Source organism: Mycobacterium sp. 1274761.0, from assembly GCF_001668615.1.
Taxonomy (GTDB): domain Bacteria; phylum Actinomycetota; class Actinomycetes; order Mycobacteriales; family Mycobacteriaceae; genus Mycobacterium.
The window spans coordinates 26,262-45,215 of the sequence record NZ_LZMC01000056.1; the positions used below are offsets into that span (position 1 = coordinate 26,262).

Annotated in this window: 20 protein-coding genes; 11 read left to right on the forward strand and 9 right to left on the reverse strand. The window is 66.3% G+C overall.

What is annotated here, in order from left to right:
• The first annotated feature begins 36 nt into the window (after positions 1-36).
• Together A5651_RS10195 and A5651_RS10200 are read left to right on the forward strand one after the other, a co-directional pair.
• Complete coding sequence (locus A5651_RS10195; RefSeq protein ID WP_066979153.1) at positions 37-1,185, forward strand: uroporphyrinogen-III synthase; 1,149 nt, start codon at positions 37-39, stop codon at positions 1,183-1,185.
• Positions 1,182-1,853, forward strand: a complete 672-nt coding sequence (locus A5651_RS10200) for a sirohydrochlorin chelatase (protein ID WP_066979155.1) — start codon at positions 1,182-1,184, stop codon at positions 1,851-1,853. Before A5651_RS10195 ends, A5651_RS10200 begins: the two co-directional genes overlap by 4 nt.
• Positions 1,854-1,856: 3 nt before the next feature.
• On the opposite strand, the gene A5651_RS10205 is transcribed toward A5651_RS10200, so the two are convergent.
• The 3 genes from A5651_RS10205 to nirB all read right to left on the reverse strand — a co-directional run bounded on the left by A5651_RS10205 (position 1,857) and on the right by nirB (position 5,063).
• Positions 1,857-2,048, reverse strand: coding sequence for a hypothetical protein (locus A5651_RS10205; protein WP_066979158.1), 192 nt, complete (start codon positions 2,046-2,048; stop codon positions 1,857-1,859).
• Between the two features lie 94 nt (positions 2,049-2,142).
• Entirely contained in the window at positions 2,143-2,490 is a 348-nt protein-coding gene (nirD, locus tag A5651_RS10210) for a nitrite reductase small subunit NirD (RefSeq protein ID WP_066979164.1), read from the reverse strand.
• Entirely contained in the window at positions 2,487-5,063 is a 2,577-nt protein-coding gene (gene nirB / locus A5651_RS10215) for a nitrite reductase large subunit NirB (protein WP_066979168.1), read from the reverse strand. Before nirB ends, nirD begins: the two co-directional genes overlap by 4 nt.
• A 202-nt stretch (positions 5,064-5,265) precedes the next feature.
• Between nirB and A5651_RS10220 the strand changes: the two genes are divergently transcribed.
• Positions 5,266-5,694 (forward strand): Hsp20/alpha crystallin family protein, encoded by a 429-nt coding sequence (locus A5651_RS10220; RefSeq protein WP_066979349.1) that lies wholly within the window; start codon positions 5,266-5,268, stop codon positions 5,692-5,694.
• 24 nt (positions 5,695-5,718) lie between these two features.
• Here A5651_RS10220 and A5651_RS10225 read toward each other — a convergent pair whose 3' ends face one another.
• A complete protein-coding gene (locus A5651_RS10225; RefSeq protein WP_066979171.1) occupies positions 5,719-6,216 on the reverse strand; it encodes a hypothetical protein in 498 nt (165 codons plus the stop codon).
• Positions 6,217-6,254: 38 nt separating this feature from the next.
• Here A5651_RS10225 and A5651_RS25325 point away from each other — a divergent pair, with 38 nt between their 5' ends.
• Both A5651_RS25325 and A5651_RS10230 read left to right on the forward strand, forming a co-directional pair.
• Entirely contained in the window at positions 6,255-6,413 is a 159-nt protein-coding gene (locus A5651_RS25325) for a hypothetical protein (RefSeq protein ID WP_156662792.1), read from the forward strand.
• Positions 6,414-6,635: a hypothetical protein gene (locus tag A5651_RS10230; RefSeq protein ID WP_066979174.1), complete on the forward strand. Its 222-nt coding sequence runs from the start codon at positions 6,414-6,416 to the stop codon at positions 6,633-6,635.
• On the opposite strand, the gene A5651_RS10235 is transcribed toward A5651_RS10230, so the two are convergent.
• Entirely contained in the window at positions 6,632-7,393 is a 762-nt protein-coding gene (locus tag A5651_RS10235) for an isocitrate lyase/phosphoenolpyruvate mutase family protein (RefSeq protein ID WP_066979176.1), read from the reverse strand. The two genes, A5651_RS10230 and A5651_RS10235, sit on opposite strands and share 4 nt — an antisense overlap.
• A gap of 108 nt (positions 7,394-7,501) precedes the next feature.
• On the opposite strand from A5651_RS10235, the gene A5651_RS10240 reads away from it, so the two are divergent.
• The 5 genes from A5651_RS10240 (at position 7,502) to A5651_RS25330 (ending at position 11,717) form a co-directional block, all read left to right on the forward strand.
• Complete coding sequence (locus A5651_RS10240) at positions 7,502-7,804, forward strand: hypothetical protein (RefSeq protein ID WP_066979179.1); 303 nt, start codon at positions 7,502-7,504, stop codon at positions 7,802-7,804.
• A 79-nt stretch (positions 7,805-7,883) separates the two neighbouring features.
• On the forward strand, positions 7,884-8,705 hold the full coding sequence (locus A5651_RS10245) for a hypothetical protein (protein ID WP_066979182.1): 822 nt from the start codon (positions 7,884-7,886) through the stop codon (positions 8,703-8,705).
• 49 nt (positions 8,706-8,754) lie between these two features.
• Entirely contained in the window at positions 8,755-10,752 is a 1,998-nt protein-coding gene (locus tag A5651_RS10250) for a fumarate reductase/succinate dehydrogenase flavoprotein subunit (protein ID WP_066979184.1), read from the forward strand.
• Positions 10,752-11,501, forward strand: a complete 750-nt coding sequence (locus tag A5651_RS10255; RefSeq protein ID WP_066979186.1) for a succinate dehydrogenase/fumarate reductase iron-sulfur subunit — start codon at positions 10,752-10,754, stop codon at positions 11,499-11,501. Before A5651_RS10250 ends, A5651_RS10255 begins: the two co-directional genes overlap by 1 nt.
• A gap of 60 nt (positions 11,502-11,561) precedes the next feature.
• A complete protein-coding gene (locus A5651_RS25330; protein ID WP_156662794.1) occupies positions 11,562-11,717 on the forward strand; it encodes a hypothetical protein in 156 nt (51 codons plus the stop codon).
• Between the two features lie 4 nt (positions 11,718-11,721).
• On the opposite strand, the gene A5651_RS10260 is transcribed toward A5651_RS25330, so the two are convergent.
• Positions 11,722-12,207, reverse strand: a complete 486-nt coding sequence (locus A5651_RS10260) for a flavin reductase family protein (RefSeq protein ID WP_066979189.1) — start codon at positions 12,205-12,207, stop codon at positions 11,722-11,724.
• 134 nt (positions 12,208-12,341) lie between these two features.
• Between A5651_RS10260 and A5651_RS10265 the strand changes: the two genes are divergently transcribed.
• Positions 12,342-13,013, forward strand: coding sequence for a GAP family protein (locus A5651_RS10265; RefSeq protein ID WP_066979192.1), 672 nt, complete (start codon positions 12,342-12,344; stop codon positions 13,011-13,013).
• Here the strand turns inward: A5651_RS10265 and pe are convergent, their stop codons facing one another.
• The 3 genes from pe to A5651_RS10280 form a co-directional block, all read right to left on the reverse strand.
• Positions 13,014-14,153, reverse strand: a complete 1,140-nt coding sequence (gene pe, locus A5651_RS10270) for an acyltransferase PE (protein ID WP_066979194.1) — start codon at positions 14,151-14,153, stop codon at positions 13,014-13,016.
• Positions 14,153-15,865 (reverse strand): AMP-binding protein, encoded by a 1,713-nt coding sequence (locus tag A5651_RS10275; RefSeq protein WP_066979197.1) that lies wholly within the window; start codon positions 15,863-15,865, stop codon positions 14,153-14,155. Before A5651_RS10275 ends, pe begins: the two co-directional genes overlap by 1 nt.
• Positions 15,866-15,943: 78 nt before the next feature.
• Positions 15,944-18,949: an RND family transporter gene (locus A5651_RS10280; RefSeq protein WP_066979200.1), complete on the reverse strand. Its 3,006-nt coding sequence runs from the start codon at positions 18,947-18,949 to the stop codon at positions 15,944-15,946.
• Positions 18,950-18,954 lie beyond the last annotated feature (5 nt).

Below are 18,954 nucleotides of genomic sequence, written 5' to 3' on the forward strand. Positions count from 1 at the left end.
ATCGCCCGGAAACACACATTGCAAACACTGGAACGTATGAGTGAGCCTGACTGGGCACCGCTCACCGGGTTTCGGGTGGCGGTGACCTCCGCCCGTCGCGCCGACGAACTCGCTGCGCTGCTGCGCAAGCGAGGCGCAGCCGTGACCAGCGCTGCGGCCATCGAGATGGTGCCGCTGCCCGACGACGACGAACTGCGGGTGCACACGGAGTCGCTGATCGAGACGCCGCCCGACATCGTCATCGCCACCACCGGCATCGGCTTTCGCGGCTGGATCGCCGCCGCCGACGGGTGGGGTTTGGCCGGCGACCTGATCACCGCGCTGGGCAAGGCCCGCGTCGTGTCCCGCGGCCCCAAAGCCACCGGCGCGTTGCGCGCCGCCGGTCTGCCCGAGGAGTGGTCACCGGAGTCCGAGTCGTCCCGCGATCTGCTGCAGTACCTGGTCGAGGGCGGAATCTCGGGCCAGCGCATCGCTGTTCAGCTGCACGGCGCCACCGACGAATGGGATCCGTTCCCCGAGTTCCTCGACGAGCTGCGCGCCGCGGGGGCGGACGTGGTGCCCATTCGGGTGTACCGGTGGCATCCCACGCCCCGCAACGGCGACTTCGACCAGCTGGTGGCGGGCATCGCCGAGCAGAAGTTCGACGCGGTGAGTTTCACCTCCGCCCCTGCGGTCGCGGCGGTGCTGCTGCGGGCGCGGGACCTGGGCATCGAAGATCGAGTGCTCACCGCGCTACGCACCAATGTGCACGCGATGTGCGTCGGGCCGGTCACCGCCCGCCCCCTGGTCCGGCTGGGCGTGCCCACCTCCGCGCCGGAACGGATGCGGCTGGGCGCGTTGGCCCGTCACATCACCGACGAGCTGCCGCTTCTACAGTCGCGCACCTTGGCTGTGGCCGGGCATCGATTGGAGATCCGGGGAACATGCGTGTTGGTCGACGGCGCCGTCAAGGAACTGTCGCCGGCCGGCATGGCGACCATCCGTGCGCTGGCTAAACGTCCGGGCACCGTCGTGTCCAGAACCGATCTGCTGCGCGCACTTCCCGGCAGCGGCACCGACACCCACGCGGTGGAGACCGCCGTGTTGCGGCTGCGAACGGCGTTGGGCGACAAGAACATCGTTGCGACAGTGGTGAAGCGCGGTTACCGGCTTCCCGTCGACGAGCCCGGGGTGCATGCGCAATGAGCATGCTGCTGGTGGCCCACGGCACACGCAAGGCCGAAGGGGTCACGATGGTCCGCGGTCTGGCCGATCGGGTGTCGAAACTGCTCGACCGCCACGTGGACGTCGCGTTCGTCGACGTGCTGGGCCCGACGCCAAGTGAACTGCTGCGGCCGGGCTGCGTCGTGGTGCCCGCTTTCCTGTCCCGCGGGTATCACGTCAACACCGACATTCCGGCCCACGTCGCCGCCGCCGGTCACACCGATGTAGTGATCGCCGAGGCCCTGGGGCCGAGCCCACAGATCGTGCGGGTGCTGGCTGATCGTCTCGTCGAATGCGGTTGGCGGCCCGGGGATTCGGTGGTGCTGGCGGCGGCGGGCACCTCCGACAGGGCCGCGCAGCGCGACCTGCATACCACCGCGGCGTGGCTGTCGGGCACGATCAGCTCGCGGGTGGAGTTGGCCTTCGCCGCGACTGGGACGCCGCGGGTGGCCGACGCGGTCACGACCCTGCGGGCACGGGGTGCCGGGCGCGTCGTGGTGGCGTCGTATCTGTTGTCCGACGGGCTTTTCCAAGACAGGCTGCGCTGCAGCGGAGCCGATCTCGTGACCGAGCCGCTCGGCCCCCATCCGGGCACGGCTGCTCTGGTGGCGAGTAGATTCCGCCGCGCCCGGCTGCTCGCCGCGGCGTGACGGTCAGGCGGCCAGTGCGTGGTCGCCACCCAGGCTGGCCGCCACGCACATGCGTGCGGCGGCCTCGATCGACTCACAGTGGCGTTTGGCCACTTCCACCAGTCGGGCAACGGCCTGGCCGGCATCGAGATCGAACTCATCCATCAGCACCGACGTGGCGTCGTGGATGACCTCCGCACGCCCATACCTGCGCATAGGCCGCCTCCGCTGTACAGCGATGCGGTTTTGGGACATGCGTGCTGGTTACCCGGAGAGCGCGGGAGCAAACCCACACGCGGGACAGTCTGCGTTAGGAGCCGATCTCGACGATCCCGTCGTCGGTGATCCTCGTCGCATACACCGGCACCGAGCGCGTCTCGTCGTCGAGGCAGGTGCCGTCATCGAGGGCGAACGCCTGCTTCTTGATCGGCGACTGCACGGTGGCCCGGCCGTGCCGGTCGCCGACGATGCCGCGCGACATCACGGCTGCCCCCGAGAACGGGTCGATGTTGCCGATCGCATGCACGCTGCCGTCGTCCAGACGGAACAGCGCAGCTTGTTCACCGTTGGGCAGCAGAACACCGACGCCGCGGCACGGCATCAGGTGCTCGTAGGGACAGGCGCTGGTCCATACCTGAATATCGTTGAGCAAGCTCATTTTTCGGCTACCTTCGGCATAGTCGGCATCGGCATGGGGACGATGCGGCCATCACGCTTGGTGAACGTGACGGTGGGGTCGGGCGCACCGGGCGCGTTGACGAACGAGACGAACCGCGACAACTTCTCGGGATCCTCCAGCACGCCTTTCCACTCGCATGCGTAGCCAGAGACGTGGCGGGCCATGGCGTCTTCGAATTCCGTTGCCAGACCCAGGGAATCGTTACACACCACGTCGCGCAAGTGGTCCAGCCCGCCATCGAGGGACTCCACCCACGGCGCTGTGCGCTGCAACCGGTCGGCGGTGCGGATGTAGAACATCAGGAACCGGTCGATGTAGCGGATCAGCGTCTCGTCGTCGAGATCACCGGCCAGCAGCTGCGCATGTTTGGGCGTCATGCCGCCGTTGCCGCCGACGTAGAGGTTCCAGCCGTGCTCGGTGGCGATGACGCCGACGTCCTTGCTGCGGGCCTCCGCGCATTCGCGGGCACAGCCGGAGACACCCATCTTGATCTTGTGCGGAGCGCGCAGGCCGCGGTAACGGAGCTCCAGGTTGATCGCCATCTGCACCGAATCCTGTTGGCCGTAGCGGCACCAGTCGCTACCCACGCAGCTCTTCACGGTGCGCAGCGCCTTGCCGTAGGCGTGGCCGGACTCCATCCCGCCTTCGACCAGGCGCCGCCAGATCTCGGGCAGCTGGTCGACCCGCGCGCCGAACATGTCGATGCGCTGTCCGCCCGTGATCTTGGTGTAGAGGTTGAAATCCCGTGCGATCTCGCCGATCAGAATCAACTGCTCCGGAGTGATGTCGCCGCCGGGCACTCGCGGCACCACTGAGTAGCTGCCGTTCTTCTGAATGTTGGCGAGGAAATGGTCGTTGCTGTCCTGCAACGAGGCTTGCTCGCCGTCGAGGATGTGCTCCGAACTCGTCGAGGCCAAGATCGATGCGACCACGGGTTTGCAGATGTCGCAACCCTTTCCGGTGCCGAACCGTTCGATCAGCGCGGTGAACGTCCTGATGGATGTGGCCGACACGATCTCGTACAGCTCGGCCCGCGACTGATTGAAGTGCTCGCACAACGCCTTGGACTGTTCGACGCCCTGTGCCTCGAGCAGCTGCTTGAGCAGCGGCACGCAGGATCCGCAGGAGGTGCCGGCCTGCGTGCAGGCCTTCAGGGCGGGCACGTCGCAGCAGCCACCCGCGATGGCGCCGGTGAGATCGCCCTTCGTGACGTTGTTGCACGAGCAGATCTGGGCGCCGTCGGGCAGCGCGCCGACGCCCAATCCTGAACTGCCGCCCTCTGTTCCGGCCGGAGAGATCAGTGCAAGCGGATCGCCGGGCAGCGGCTCGCCGACCATCGGGCGCAGGATGCCGTACGCCGAGGCGTCGCCGACCAGGATTCCGCCCAGCAGCGTCTTGGCGTCGTCGGAGAGGACCAGCTTGGCGTAGGTCTGGTTGACTGCGTCGTTGACCACAACTTCGAGGCTGTCCGGGGTGACACCCATGGCATCACCGAAGCTGGCCACGTCCACGCCGAGCAATTTGAGCTTGGTGGACATGTCGGCTTCGGGAAATTCTGCGGCGCCGCCGAGCAGCCGGTCCGCGACGACTTCCGCGCTCGTGTATCCCGGTCCGACCAGGCCGTAGCAGCGGCCCTCGATCGCGGCCACCTCGCCGACGGCGTAGATGCTGCAATCTCTTGTGGCACAGGACAAATCGGTGAAGATGCCGCCACGCTCGGCGATCTCCAGTCCTGCCTCGCGGCCCAGCTCATCGCGGGGCCGCACACCTGCCGCGAAGACCACCACCCCGGCGTCGATTTCGGTGCCGTCGCTGAGCGTGACCCTCACCGCCTCGTCGTCGGCCGAGCGCCGCACGGGTTTGTTGCGTAGCGCCGGCTTGATCGACTCTGTGCCGACGCCGATGTGCACGGTGATGCCGAGCTCCCCGATCATCCGGCTCAGCAGCGCGCCGCCCGCCTCGTCCAGTTGTTGGGCCATCAAGCGCGGGGCCATCTCGACGACGTGGGCGTGCAGGCCGAACGACCGCAGCGCGTTGGCGGCTTCCAGGCCGAGCAGGCCGCCGCCGATCACCACGCCCACCGGGTGTGACGAGGTGCGCTTGGCGCGTTCGGCGTCGGCGCGGATCGCGTCGAGATCGTCGAGGGTGCGGTACACGTGGCAGGACGGCAGGTCGCGGCCGGGCACCGGCGGAACGAAGGCATACGAACCCGTCGCGAGCACCAGCGCGTCGTAGTGGAATGTCTCGCCGCCGGCGGTGACCACGGACTTGACCTCACGGTCGATGCCCGACACCTTCGCGCCCAGCCGCAGGTCGACGAAGTCGTCGCCGGCGTAATCGTTGCCGGGCAACGCGAGAAGTGCGCGGTCCCAGTGCTCCGTGTAACTGGTCAGGCCGACCCGGTCGTAGGCCGCGTCGGCCTCTTCGGCCAGCACCGTGATCCGCCACTGCCCCTCTGTGTCGCGGGCACGCATGGCTTCGACGAACCGGTGGCCGACCATCCCGTGCCCCACCACGACGACGTGTCTGGCCTGTGTTGACTCTGACGACATGAAAGCGAGGCTAAGCAGCCGATATTGCCGCGATGTCGCGTCGTGTGACGCCCCCATCACGGTGTTCTCACCATCGCGCTGCCGATTCTGTGAGCGGTTCGCTGATGGCGAACACCCTGGTAGAACATGAGCGTGATCGACTCAAGTTATGCAGAGTGAGCCGACCGGTGTGGTGCCGGTGAGGACAAGCGAGGAGGACATGATGAGCAATCTGACGTTGTGGGGCCGTCCATGGGACACCGAGCGCTGGATACGCGATTACTTCGGCCCGGCCACCGCCGACGACTGGTTCAAGGGCTTCCGGCCCGCCACCGAGATCACCAGAGACGGTGACGACGCGGTGCTACGGCTGGGACTCGCCGGCGTCGACGTCGAGAAGGACGTCAACGTCGAGGTCGAGCACGGACAGCTCGTCATCCACGGTGAGCGCCGCGACGAGCACACCGAAAGCAAGGACGGGCGCACGCTGAGCGAGGTGCGCTACGGCTCGTTCCGCCGGTCGTTCGGACTGCCCGCGCATGTCAGGGCCGATGCAATTTCGGCGTCGTACGACATGGGCGTACTGACGGTCCGGGTGGCCGGCGCCTACAAGGGCGTCGAGACGCAGCGCATCGCGATCGAAAGCAAGTAGTACCCGCGTGCCTTCGGGGCTCGCTTACTTGAGGCTGGTCGGCAGGTCCGAGGTGTAGAACTCACCGCGGATCTGGCCGACGTCGGGCGGACCGTCGATGAACACCCACGCGTTGGTGGCGCCGGGCCGGACGGTATCGCGAATGGTCAGCTGACCGGTCCCGTTGCCGTCGGTGTTCAGCACCGCGCTCGCGACACCCGGGTCGCCGCCGTTGCACATCTGCGTCGACGGTCGCGGCCCCTGGATGAGCCTCACCTGATACACCGTGTTGGGGCGGCCGATCATGAAGAAGAGGTCGGCGGTGATATTCGAGCCTTGGGTCGAAATCACCACCGTGCCTGAGCCGGTGGCGTCCGTGCCGACGTGGTCGATCTTGGAGAAGTCGCAGGCCCGATAGTTCGCCGTCAAAGGCGTCATTGTGCCGTTGGCAACCTCGGAGGCCGCCGATGCCGTACCCAACCCCGCCCCCAGCAAGCCGACTGCGGCCACAGCGGGCGTCACGAAACGCGTCGAAGTACCCATTACGCCAGCTTAGGTCACATTTCCGTCGAGGTGCAGGGGTGAATTACGGCGGAGGCGGCAACAACGTCGCCGTTTCGGTGACGGTCCCCGGTTCGGAGGTGTCCTCGGTGGTCGACGTCGGCGACCGGCTTTCGGCGCTCGACGGAGTGGTCGTCGGCAAGTTCTGCTCGCTGGTGCGGGGGCTGGGCGTGGTGTAGGTGGTTGTGGCCGTGGTCGAGGTGGTCCGGGAGCTCGACGCGATACTGGTCGTCGGCGGGACGAACATGTCGGGCGGCGCTGAGGAGCCTTCGGCGGTGCGCATCACCGCGAAGATCAACACCCCGACCAGCAGCACGGCAGCCGCCCCGGCGACGAAGATCGTCCCGGGACGGTTGATCCAGTGCTCGGGGTCATGGTCGGGCGGCACGCCGGAATGTTAAGCCCATCGGGCCAGGATCTCGCCGGCGTGACGGGACAGCGCCGCCTGCAGAAACGGGCCGAAGCTGATTCGCGCCACGCCGAGCGGGCCGAACGCCGCGGGATCCGACTGGTCCGGCAGCGCGATCGCGTTGACCGGCAGCCGAAGTTCGGATGTCAACCGCCGCAACGTATCCGGGCCGTGCCGGCCGACGGGATACAGCACATCGGCACCAGCATCCGCGGCCTCGGTCAGCCGGCCCACCGCACGGTCGACGCGGTCGGCCTCGTCACCGTCCTGACGCAGGAACAGGTCGGTGCGCGCGTTGATCACCACGTGCACGCCCGCGGAGTCGGCGGCGGAACGCAGGGCTCTGACGAGGTCAGCGTGCTCGGCCGACGAGCGCAACCGCCCGCCCTCGCTGTGCACGGTGTCCTCGATGTTCAGGCCGACGGCGCCGGCGTCGAGCAGACCGTCGATGAGACGGGCGGGCGGTTCACCGTAGCCCGACTCGATGTCGACACTCACCGGAACATCGACCGCCCCGGTGATCTGGACGACGCGGGTGAGCAGGTCGTCGAACGTCATGCCCTCGTTGTCGGGCCTGCCGATCGAATCGGAGACGGGGTGACTGCCGACGGTCAGCGCCGCGAACCCGGCGTCCACGGCGAGCTTGGCCGACCACGCGTCCCACACCGTCGGCAGCACCACAGGGTTGCCCGGTTGGTGCAACGCCAACAGAGCGGTGGCCCGCTGTGCGAGAACCTGCTTGTCCGTCATGTCGCCTCCGTCTCCGGCGTGACCGGTGTCACGTCACGACTCCATGATGTCGATAGCATCGATTGTCGTACTGTGATCCGCGACACCCTTCAGCCCCCAGGAGGTCTGATGTCGAGCACTACCGAATTTGCCGAATTGCACGAGCTGATCGGTGGCCTCCGCCGGTGCGTGACATCACTGGCGTCGCGGTATGGAGACAGCCCCGCGATGCGGCGCATCGTCAACGACGCCGAACGCATCCTCAACGACATCGACCGCCTCGATATCGATGCCGAGGAGTTGGAGCTCACCCGCGGCGTGACCAGGCACCGGCACTCCGCCGAGAAGATCGCCATCCCCGATACCCAATACGACTCCACCTTCTGGCGCGACGTCGACGACGAGGGTGTCGGCGGTCACAGTAGGGGCTGAATTAGGCTCAGTCTCACTACGCAGTTCCACTGCGTAGGTCCCTCTGTGGACGACCACCAAGAGGCTTGGAAGGGCTACTGTGAGCGCACCCACCGCCGACCGTCAGGCCACCGGCGTCTTCTCGCCTACCCGCGCTGCCATCCCCCAGCGCACCCTGCGCACCGATCGGTGGTGGCAGTCACCGCTGATCGTCGACATCGGTTTCCTGATCTTCCTCGTCTACGCGACAGTGCGGGCGTTCCTGCAGAACAACTACTACGTCGAGGCCTATCACTACCTGACGCCGTTCTACTCGCCGTGCATCAGCAAGGGCTGCGTCCCGGAGGCCAGCCACTTCTGGCCGCAGATCCTGCCCGACGTCTGGTGGCTCCCGTACGCGGCGGGCACGTTGCCGTTCCTGCTGCTGTTCCGGTTGACCTGCTACTACTACCGCGGCGCCTACTACCGGTCGGTGTGGCAGGCCCCGACCGCCTGCGCGGTGGCCGAACCGCATACCACCTACACCGGCGAGACCCGCTTCCCGCTGATCGTGCAGAACTTCCACCGGTACTTCTTCTACATCGCCGCGATCATCTCGGTGATCAACACCTACGACGCGATCATCGCGTTCCAGTCGCCCTCGGGCTTCGGATTCGGTTTGGGCAACATCATTCTCGTCGTCAACGTGATCCTGCTGTGGACGTACACGGTGTCGTGCCACTCCTGCCGCCACGTCGTCGGCGGCCGGCTCAAGCACTTCTCCAAGCACCCGGTCCGCTACTGGATGTGGACGCAGGTGAGCAAGCTGAACACCCGTCACAAGACGTACGCGTGGATCACGCTCGGCACGCTGATCCTGACCGACCTCTACGTCGCCCTGGTTGCCAGCGGCACCATTTCCGACCTCAGATTCATCGGCTGAATCTGACTGGCTGACAGCCCCTTTCATACAGCCCAGCAAGTGAGGATTCATGGCTGAACACGACGCTCTTCGCGCAAGCGGCTCATCGGAACACGATGCCCTTAGCGCGAGCGGCCCATCCGAAGTCGAGCGCCATCAATACGACGTCGTCGTCATCGGTGCCGGCGGCGCCGGACTGCGCGCGGTGATCGAAGCCCGCGAACGCGGCCAGAAGGTCGCCGTCATCACCAAATCGCTGTTCGGCAAGGCCCATACGGTGATGGCCGAGGGTGGCTGCGCCGCGTCGATGGGCAATGCCAACTCAAAGGACAACTGGCAGGTCCACTTTCGGGACACGATGCGTGGCGGGAAGTTCCTCAACAACTGGCGGATGGCCGAGCTGCACGCCAAAGAGGCACCCGACCGGGTGTGGGAGTTGGAGACCTACGGCGCGCTGTTCGACCGAACCAAAGACGGCCGCATCAGCCAGCGCAACTTCGGTGGGCACACCTACCCGCGGCTGGCCCACGTGGGTGACCGCACCGGGCTCGAGATCATCCGCACGCTGCAGCAGAAGATCGTCTCGCTGCAGCAGGAGGACAAGCTCGAGTACGGCGACTACGACGCCCGTATCAGGGTCTTCCACGAGTGCGTGGTCACCGACCTGATCCTGGACGACTCGGCCGGCGAGAAAAGAGTGGCCGGTGCGTTCGGTTACTGGCGCGAGACGGGGAAATTCATCCTCTTCGAGACGCCCGCGGTGGTGCTGGCCACCGGTGGCATCGGCAAGTCCTACAAGGTGACGTCGAACTCGTGGGAGTACACCGGCGACGGGCACGCGCTGGCTCTGCGGGCGGGCGCGACGCTGATCAACATGGAGTTCGTCCAGTTCCACCCGACCGGCATGGTCTGGCCGCCGAGCGTGAAGGGCATCCTCGTCACCGAGGGTGTGCGCGGCGACGGCGGTGTGCTGAAGAACTCCGAGGGCACCCGGTTCATGTTCGACTACATCCCGCCGGTGTTCAAAGGCCAGTACGCCGAGTCGATCGAAGAGGCCGATCAGTGGCTCAAGGACAACGACTCCGCCCGCCGCACACCGGATCTGCTGCCGCGCGACGAGGTGGCCCGCGCGATCAACTCCGAGGTCAAGGCCGGCCGTAACTCACCGCACGGCGGCGTCTTCCTTGACATCGCGTCGCGGCTGCCTGCCGAGGAGATCAAGCGCCGGCTGCCGTCGATGTATCACCAGTTCATGGAGCTGGCCGAGGTGGACATCACCAAGGAGGCGATGGAAGTCGGGCCCACCTGCCACTACGTGATGGGTGGTGTCGAGGTCGACCCGGACACCGCGGCGGCCACCACACCGGGCCTGTTCGCGGCCGGTGAATGCGCCGGCGGCATGCACGGCTCCAACCGCCTTGGCGGCAACTCGCTGTCGGACCTCCTGGTGTTCGGCCGACGCGCCGGCCTCGGTGCCGCTGACTACGTGCGCGCGCTGGACAACCGGCCCGCGGTGACCGACGAGGCCGTCGACGACGCCATCAAGCGGGCCGTGCTGCCGTTCGAGACCGCGACGAACGGGGAGGAACCGGAGAACCCGTATACGTTGCAGCTCGACCTGCAGGACACGATGAACAGCCTGGTCGGCATCATCCGCAAGGAAGAGGAGATCACCGAGGCGCTGGACAAGCTGGCCGAGCTGCGCGAGCGGTACAAGCGAGTGCGCATCGACGGCGACCGGGCGTTCAACCCCGGCTGGCATCTGGCGATCGACCTGCGCAACATGATGCTGGTCAGCGAGTGCATCGCCAAGGCCGCGCTGACGCGCACTGAAAGCCGCGGCGGACACACTCGCGACGATCACCCGTCGATGGAAGCGGATTGGCGCAAGACGCTGCTGGTGTGCCGCGTCGACGGCGACCCGGAGGCGTTGGTTCCCGAGGTCAGCGTCACCAAGCAGGACCAGATTCCGGTCCGCCAGGATCTGCTCGACCTGTTCGAGCTGTCCGAACTCGAGAAGTACTTCACCGACGGTGAGCTGGCCCAGCATCCAGAACGGAGCAAATAATGGCCTACCAGGCGAGCATGCGAGTGTGGCGCGGCGACGACGACGGCGGCGGCCTCCAGGACTACACCGTCGAGGTCAACGAGGGCGAGGTGGTGCTCGACATCATCCACCGCCTGCAGCAGACCCAGACCCCCGATCTGGCCGTGCGGTGGAACTGCAAGGCAGGCAAGTGCGGGTCGTGCTCGGCGGAGATCAACGGCCGACCGCGGCTGATGTGCATGACCCGGATGTCGACCTTCGGGCAGGACGAAACCGTCACTGTGACGCCGCTGCGGACCTTCCCGATCATCCGCGATCTCGTCACCGACGTCTCGTTCAACTACGAGAAGGCGCGCGAGATCCCGTCGTTCACCCCGCCGAAGGATCTGCAGCCCGGCGAGTACCGGATGGCGCAGGAGGACGTGAACCGCAGCCAGGAGTTCCGTAAGTGCATCGAGTGCTTCCTGTGCCAGAACACCTGCCACGTCGTGCGTGACCACGAGGAGAACAAGCAGGCGTTCTCCGGCCCGCGTTACCTCATGCGGCAGGCCGAGCTGGACATGCACCCGTTGGACACGCTGGAGCGGCGGCCCGAGCAGGCGCAGGATGCCAACGGCCTCGGCTACTGCAACATCACCAAGTGCTGCACCGAGGTGTGCCCCGAACACATCAAGATCACCGACAACGCGTTGATCCCGATGAAGGAGCGCGCCGCCGACCGCAAGTACGACCCGATCGTGTGGCTGGGCAACAAGCTGTTCAGGCGTTAACCGCGGCACTTGGTGGGTAGCCTTTCGTCAGCGGCCAATCAACGACGAAAGGCAGCCACCATGACTGCGACGCACAGCGTCAACGACATACGCACCGCCATCCGTAAGCTTTCTGCACGCGCCGACCTGGCCCGCAAGGAGGGCAGGCCCGACGATGCGGCGGAGATCGAACAGCGCATCGACAACTACCGCAAAGAACTCAGCGAGCGGCCCTAAACCGTTACGCGCCGAGTTTGCGAAACGCGCTGCGGTGAAAGACGATCGGCGGCACGGGCGAGTGCACCGTGATGTCGGCAACCCGCAGAATCACGATCGTGTGATCGCCCGCAGGCACCAATCGTTCGATGGCACTTTCCACCCACACGCTGGTGCCTTCGATGAAGACTGCGCCGCTGTTGCTCGACACCGTTGACAGTCCGGCGAACCGGTCACCGGTCTTCGCCGCGAGAGTGCGGGCGGCTGCGTCGTGCGCTTCGCCAAGGACGCTGATGCCCAACCGCGGCAGGTCCTTGAGCCTGGGCCAGGTCTCCGAGGTGTTCTGCACGCAGAACGACACCAGCGGCGGATCCAGTGACACGGGCACAAACGTGCTGGCGGCCAGGCCGACCCGCACACCGTCCACCTCGGCCGCAATCGCGATCACACCGGATGGGAAGTGCCCGAATGCCTCGCGCAGTGCTGCGGGGGTCAAGTCGGTGGAACTCATCGCCCCTCATCTTCCCACGGCCGCATCGGCCGACGCCATCGTCGAGTTCTGCATTAGGGCTGCGATTTGCGACCGGCGACGACCCTGATGCAGATCTCGGCGCAGACGACGCAGGCGGTAACGTGACGCAAGACATGTGGATCACGCTGCTGGCGATGGCCGTTGCCGTGAGCCTGGAGCCGTTCCGGATCGGCATGACAGCCCTGATGATCAACCGGCCCCATCCGCCGCTGCAACTGCTGGCGTTTCTGGCCGGCGGGTTCACGATGGGCCTAGCCGTGGGCGTCATCGCGCTGTTCATTCTGCGGCCCGCCGCGGGGTCCGCCCATTTCACGCTGCCCGTGGTGCAAATCGTCGTCGGTGCGGTGCTGTTGCTCAATGCGGTGGTGGTGGCGACGGGCGTGCTACGTCGACGGAAAGAGGAGTCCACGACGTTCGGCTCAGGCAGATTCGAACCGCTCGCCGCCCGCGCGCGCCAGCTGCTCAACGGAGGCTCGCTGTGGACCGCAGGCGTCGCGGGCCTGGGCATCGCGCTGCCGTCCGTCGACTACCTGGCCGTGCTGGCGCTCATCGTCGCCTCGGGGGCCGCGGCGTCGGTGCAGATCGGCGCGTTGGTCATGTTCAACGTGGTGGCGTTTGCATTCGTGGAGATCCCGCTGATCTCCTACCTCGTGGCCCCGCAGCGCACCCGTTCAGCGCTGTCGGCGCTGCAGGAATGGATGCGCTCGCAGCGTCGCCGCGCCCTCTCGCTGCTGCTGACCGTCGTCGGCTGCGTGCTGCTCGGCGCAGGCCTGGCGGGGCTCTAGCTAGCCGCCCTGGTGGTTCAACACGTACTGCATGCCGGACAGCAGCTGCGACACCGGATCGGAGCCCCCGCCGAAGGCGGCCTGGGTGGCGGGCGCGGTGACGGCCGCCGGGTCGTAGCCATTCACCGGGTCCACCGTGATCGGCGCAGTCAGCGGATCGTCGTTGCGCGAGTAGCCCGCGTCGACCATCGGCTTGAGCACGCCGTCGAGCCGGTTCAGCGTTCCTTCGTCAACCCCGAGGTATTTGAACGGCAACACCAACGGTAGGTGCTGCTCGGGGATCATGTAGGTGGTCGTCTTCGCGCCCTTGGAGTTGACGTTGGTCCGGATGTTCTGCGGCGGCACCATGCTGGGGTTGGTGAATGCCACCGCGGTGTGACCGGTCGCAAGACCCACCACGGCGTTGGCCAGCGACATCCAGTTGTCCGGCCGGTCCGGCCAGTCGGCGATGCTGTCGTAGGCCGAGACGAATTGGTAGGTGTCGTATTGGCTTTCCACCGGCGCAGGAATGCGGTAGTCGAGGGCGGGAACCACGCTGCCGACCGGGAACATCTGCGTCAGAAAGCTCTCACCGAAGGCGTGCTTGGCCACCGGATCGCCGTACATCGCGAAGCTCAGCTTGTCCGGCGGCGGCGCGGTGGGGTCGTTGGCGAGCTGCGCCTGCACTTCGTTGAGCACCATCGCACCCTCGGACAGGCCGATGACGGTGCCGGGGCCGCCCTGGCGGATCGCGCGGATGGTGTTGGGCGCTCCCTCGTCGACCGACTCGCCGATGCTCGGCCCGTCGATCCCTATGCCGGGAAAGTTGTCGTCCAGCCGGCCGATGCCGGGGAACAACCGTTCCAGCACATGGCCCTGAACCTGACCCGCCGGGTAGTCGACGATCTGGCGGTCCAGCCCGGGGAACCATTCGGCGCCGGTGCGCTTGATGTACTCGTCGTAGGGGATGCCGAGCACGTGTGCACCGCCCAGCGCGTAACCCCGCCCCGGAGTCCCCAGCGGCGGCGGGCCGTTGTCGGGTGCGCCGTGGTCAGCCGTCCAGCCGGATTGCGTGTCGTCAGCCGACGCGACGCCAACGCCGAAAAGCCCTGCGCCGCCGGTGATTACCAGCGCGGTGAGCGATGCCAGGAGCCGCCGCATCACGCGTCCAGCCGCACGAACTCGTCCTGCCGATACTGCTCGGCGCACGCGGCGCGCCGGATCTTGCCGCTCGTGGTTGTCGGAATCGAGCCCGGTTGCACGAGGACGAGGTCGCCGACGTTGAGGCCGTGCGCATTGGATATCGCCGACGTGACGTCGCTCTTGATTTCGTCGAGCCAAGCCACCGTGTCCCCGTTGAGGTCGTTGCGCTTCTTCAGCTCGACGACGGTGACCAGCTTCTCTGTGCTGTTCACCGGAACCGATATCGCCGCCACCCTGCCGCGGGTGATCTCCTGAACCGTCGCCTCGATGTCCTCAGGATAGTGATTGCGCCCGCGGATGATCAGCAGATCCTTGATGCGGCCGACGATGAACAGATCACCCTGGTAGATGAATCCGAGGTCGCCGGTGCGCAGCCACGGCCCGTCGGGGGTTCCGGGTGACGGGTCGACAAGCGTTGCGCCGAAACAGGTTTGCTCGTCCGCCGGCCTGCTCCAGTAACCGGCGGCGACATTCTCGCCGTACACCCAGATCTCACCAACGACGTCGCCCGCGCATTCCCGGTGCGAGTCGACGTCGACGATCCGCACCGCGGGTGACCGCGGCAGCGCGTACCGCACCAGCGCTGAACCGCCGGCGACGCACCGCGCTACGCGGCCCGCAGCCAACTCGTCGGCATCGAAACGAACATCCCCGGACGAATCGCACCACGTGCCGCTGGTCACGAACACCGTCGCCTCCGCAAGGCCGTACGACGGACGCAGCATGTGATCGCGGAAATTGAAGTGGGCGAACCGATCTGCGAAGCGTCGCAAAGAGGCCGGTTCGACACGTTCGGCACCGTTGATGATGCCGGCCACTCCACCGAGGTCAAGCTCGGCGAGGTCGCTGTCCTTGGTTTTGCGGGCAGCGAGGTCGAAGGCGAAATTGGGTGCCGCCGAGAAGCTGTTCGGGTTCTCCGCGAGCGCCCGTATCCATCTGGACGGTGTCTCCAGAAAGGCGACCGGACTCGTCAACTTGGCGGCATACCCGCCGAGGATCGGCGCGCAGACCCCCAGCACCAGTCCCATGTCGTGGTAGAAGGGCAGCCACGAGACAATCGTGAGATCGGTCGCGGACTTGACTTTGGCGTCCGCGAACAAGCTCCGCATCAGTTGCTCGAAATTCACCGTGAGGTTGCGGTGCGACAGCATCACCCCGGTCGGGAGCCGCGTCGAACCCGAGCTGTACTGCAAATAGGCGATGTTCGGCTGATCAATCAGCGGAAGACCGAAGTCGACGTCGGCATCCAGATTCAGCGAGTCGATCGCCACGATCTTCGCCGCCGTGTCCATCGGCGACTGATCGACGTAATCGCCGACGTCCTCCGCGGCCGCCGTCGACGTCAGGACAACCGACGGCTGGGTGTCGGCGAAGACGGCGCTCACCCGGTCGTAACTCGAGCCGCGATGCGGCAGCGGGAGCGGCACCGCGATGAGGCCGGCCTGCATCGCGCCGAGGAACGCCAGGATGTACTCCGGGCCCTGCGGGGCCAGGATCATCGCGCGGTCGCCGACCGACGCGTGAAACGCGAGCTCGCGCGCCACGTTCAAGGTTCGCCGCGACAGCTGACTCCAGGTAAGCGTCTGCGAAACGCCGTTCGGGTCGCGGTCGTATTCGGTGAACGTGAACGCCACGTCATCGGGACGCATACTGGCGCGTCCGTGCAGCATCGACAGGATTGTTGACTGGGGGTTAGGCGTCACGTTCTGTCCGTACTCGTTCGGCTTCGTTCATTAGTTTCACACATTTCATGCCGGCACACTGAACCGGTCGCTGCTGCGCGCGTCCACTCGAGACGGCCACCAGTTCGCCGGACCGAGCAGCGCCGCGATCGCGGGCACCGTCACGGTCCGCACCAGGAAGGTGTCCAACAAAACACCGACACCGATCACGAAGCCGCCCTGCACCACCGTGGTGATGCTGGAGAACAGCAAACCGCCCATCGAGGCGGCGAAGATCAGACCGGCCGCGGTGATCACCCCACCGGTCGAGGTCAGGGTGCGGATGACGCCGTAGCGCGTGCCGTGCGGCGACTCATCGCGCATTCGCGATACGAACAGCAGGTTGTAGTCGGCGCCCACCGCCACCAGAACCACAAAAGCCAACGGCGGCACGCTCCAGTGCAATTGCTGGTCGAGCAGGTACTGAAAGGTCAGCACGCCGATACCCAGCGCCGCGAAATACGACACCACCACAGAGGCAATCAGATACAGCGGCGCGATGATCGCCCGCAGCAGCGCGATCAGGATCAACAGCACGACTACGAGGGTCATGACGATGATGAAGCGGATGTCGTGCTGGTAGTAGTCGCGGGTATCACGTAACGCGGCGGGGAAGCCGCCCATCGAAATCTTCGCGTCGGCCAGCTGGGTGTTCGGCTGGGCGCTTCGCGCGGCGTCGGTGATCGCATTGACCTGATCCATCGCTTCGGCGCTGAACGGATTGAGGGTGGTCTGCACCAGATACCGGGCCGAATGGCCGTCGGGCGAGATGAATATCTTCGCCGCCTTTTTGAAGTCGTCCAGTGCAAGAATCTGGGACGGAATGTTGAATCCGGCCATCGACGGATCGGAGGCGTCGTTGCGCATGGCCAGCAGGAACGCGGCCGCCTCATCAAGACCGGCCCCCATCAGCTTGACCTGGCCTACGAGCTGGTCCACGCCACCGGCCACCTGCTTGCTGCCGTCGGCCAAGCGGTTGGCGCCCTGTCTCACCTGATTCAAGCCCGACTGCAGGCCGCCCGGCCGGTCAAGACCCATCGCGCGCACCGCCGAGCTGAAGTTCGACAGCGCGTCGTTGAGTTGTTTCACCGTCGAGTTGAGGCTTTGCCTGTCGCCGAACCCCTGCAGTTGTCCGGCCAGGGTGTTGATCTGGTCGAGGCGTCCGTCATCGCGGGCGTCCATCAATTTCTGGAACTGGGCGCGGGTTTCGCTGCATGACGGGTTGGCGTCGCAGACAGCGTTGCCGTTCAGCGCGGCCAGCACCGGCCCCACCCAGGCGAACATGTCCTTCACAGCGGCGAAGTTGACGCCCATGGCGTTGCCGAGCGCGTTGATGCTCTGCACGAGTTTGGCGGCGGTTTCGACGTCGCGCACCAGCTTGTCGCCGCCCATCTGGCTGCGCACCGACGAGAACGCGTCGATGAGCCGCTGCATGCTGGGGGCGATGCGGTTGATCTGCGCGCGCACATCGGCGAGGTTGGTGGCCAGCGTGCCCGCCCCGTTCGCCAGCTTGTTGAGGTCGCCCGTGTTGTTGGTGATCAGCGCCGAACCGGCCGCCATCCGGTCGCCAACGATGCCGGCCTGATAGGTGGCGCGGAACTCTTGCGGCACAACCCCGGTGGGCCGGGTGATGCCGCTGACAAGGCCGATGTTCGGCAGCTGGCTGACCCGCTGCGCCATCTGTTCCAGATCGGCAAGGGCCTGCGGGGTGCGCAGATCGCGGGGGGACCGGACGAGGATGTATTCGGGCACGGCCTGGCTGATGGGGAAATGCCGTTCGAGCGCGGCGTATCCGATCGAGCTCGGCGCCGACGGTCCCAACGCTTTGCGGTCGTCGTAGTTGAAGTGGACCAGGCTGGCGGCACTGGCGAGAAAGGCCAGCACCAAAAGGCTCGCCACGAGATGGAGTTTCGGCCGCCGCACGATGCGGATGCCGGAGCGTCGCCAGAACCGGGTGGTGAGTTCGCGGCGCGGCTTGACCCAACCGCGCGGTCCGGCCAGCACCAGAATCGCGGGCAGCAACGTGATCGCGGACAGGTAAGCCACACCGACACCGATCGCGCACGCGACACCGATCGTGGAGAACACCCCCATCTTGGCGAAGCTGATTCCGAGGAAGGTGATTCCCACGGTGGCCGCCGACGCGGTGATCACTTTGCCGATCGAGCTCAGTGCCCGCCGGACCGCGTCGTCGAGATCGGCTCCCTGCCGCAGGTAGTCGTGATAGCGGCTGATGAGAAAGACCGCATAGTCCGTGCCCGCGCCGGCGATCATCGCGCTGAGGAAGATGACGGACTGGTTCGAGACACCCAGCCCGAAGAGATTCGAGACGCCTGCCACCACTGCTTGCGCGGTCACCAACGCCGCCCCAATCGTCGCCAACGGCAGCAGCATCGTGACCGGGTTGCGGTAGACGACCAGCAGCACGAGCAGCACCAGGACGGCGATCGCGAGCTCGATGGGCATGCGGTCGTGTTCGCCCGCGACGGTGAGGTCGGCAACGGTGGCCGCCGGGCCGGTGACCTGCACGGTGAGCGGCCCCTGGGAGGGGGCTTCGGAGGGGGCGTTGTGCTTGACGATGTCGGCGACCCGGTTGAACGACTCGTAAGCACGTGGCGTGCCCAACTCTCCGGCGAGGCCGACGGGCAGCACCCACGTCGTCTTGTCCTTGCTGGTGAGGAAGGGCCGCAGCTGCGGTGTGGTGAAGAAGTCCTGCACCATCACGACGTCGGTCACGTCGTCGCGCAGCGCGTCCACGACCTTGCGGTAGCTGCCTTCGTCGGCCTGCTTGAGCCCGGTTTCGTTGATGAAGGCGACGACGAGCAGGTTGTCGGAGCCTGATTCGTGAAACGCTTCGGTCATCTGCCGGGCGGCGACGCTCGATGGCGCGTCGCTGGGCAGGATGGACAGCGGATGGCGTTGGGCCATGTCGTTGAGGCTCGGGAACGTCAGGGGCAGGGCGACGGCGATCGCGATCCAGACGCCGATCACCGCCCAGGGCCACCGCACAACGAAATCGGTCAGCCGTCGCATGTCGT

Excerpts from the sequence above, each read along its gene's own strand:
- A5651_RS10195 (WP_066979153.1), top strand. The coding sequence starts at position 37 with ATGAGTGAGCCTGACTGGGCACCGCTCACCGGGTTTCGGGTGGCGGTG.
- A5651_RS10200 (WP_066979155.1), top strand. The coding sequence starts at position 1,182 with ATGAGCATGCTGCTGGTGGCCCACGGCACACGCAAGGCCGAAGGGGTC.
- A5651_RS10205 (WP_066979158.1), bottom strand. The coding sequence starts at position 2,048 with ATGCGCAGGTATGGGCGTGCGGAGGTCATCCACGACGCCACGTCGGTG.
- nirD (WP_066979164.1), bottom strand. The coding sequence starts at position 2,490 with ATGAGCTTGCTCAACGATATTCAGGTATGGACCAGCGCCTGTCCCTAC.
- nirB (WP_066979168.1), bottom strand. The coding sequence starts at position 5,063 with ATGTCGTCAGAGTCAACACAGGCCAGACACGTCGTCGTGGTGGGGCAC.
- A5651_RS10220 (WP_066979349.1), top strand. The coding sequence starts at position 5,266 with ATGAGCAATCTGACGTTGTGGGGCCGTCCATGGGACACCGAGCGCTGG.
- A5651_RS10225 (WP_066979171.1), bottom strand. The coding sequence starts at position 6,216 with ATGGGTACTTCGACGCGTTTCGTGACGCCCGCTGTGGCCGCAGTCGGC.
- A5651_RS10235 (WP_066979176.1), bottom strand. The coding sequence starts at position 7,393 with ATGACGGACAAGCAGGTTCTCGCACAGCGGGCCACCGCTCTGTTGGCG.
- A5651_RS10240 (WP_066979179.1), top strand. The coding sequence starts at position 7,502 with ATGTCGAGCACTACCGAATTTGCCGAATTGCACGAGCTGATCGGTGGC.
- A5651_RS10250 (WP_066979184.1), top strand. The coding sequence starts at position 8,755 with ATGGCTGAACACGACGCTCTTCGCGCAAGCGGCTCATCGGAACACGAT.
- A5651_RS10255 (WP_066979186.1), top strand. The coding sequence starts at position 10,752 with ATGGCCTACCAGGCGAGCATGCGAGTGTGGCGCGGCGACGACGACGGC.
- A5651_RS25330 (WP_156662794.1), top strand. The coding sequence starts at position 11,562 with ATGACTGCGACGCACAGCGTCAACGACATACGCACCGCCATCCGTAAG.
- A5651_RS10260 (WP_066979189.1), bottom strand. The coding sequence starts at position 12,207 with ATGAGTTCCACCGACTTGACCCCCGCAGCACTGCGCGAGGCATTCGGG.
- A5651_RS10265 (WP_066979192.1), top strand. The coding sequence starts at position 12,342 with ATGTGGATCACGCTGCTGGCGATGGCCGTTGCCGTGAGCCTGGAGCCG.
- pe (WP_066979194.1), bottom strand. The coding sequence starts at position 14,153 with ATGCGGCGGCTCCTGGCATCGCTCACCGCGCTGGTAATCACCGGCGGC.
- A5651_RS10275 (WP_066979197.1), bottom strand. The coding sequence starts at position 15,865 with ATGCTGCACGGACGCGCCAGTATGCGTCCCGATGACGTGGCGTTCACG.
- A5651_RS10280 (WP_066979200.1), bottom strand. The coding sequence starts at position 18,949 with ATGCGACGGCTGACCGATTTCGTTGTGCGGTGGCCCTGGGCGGTGATC.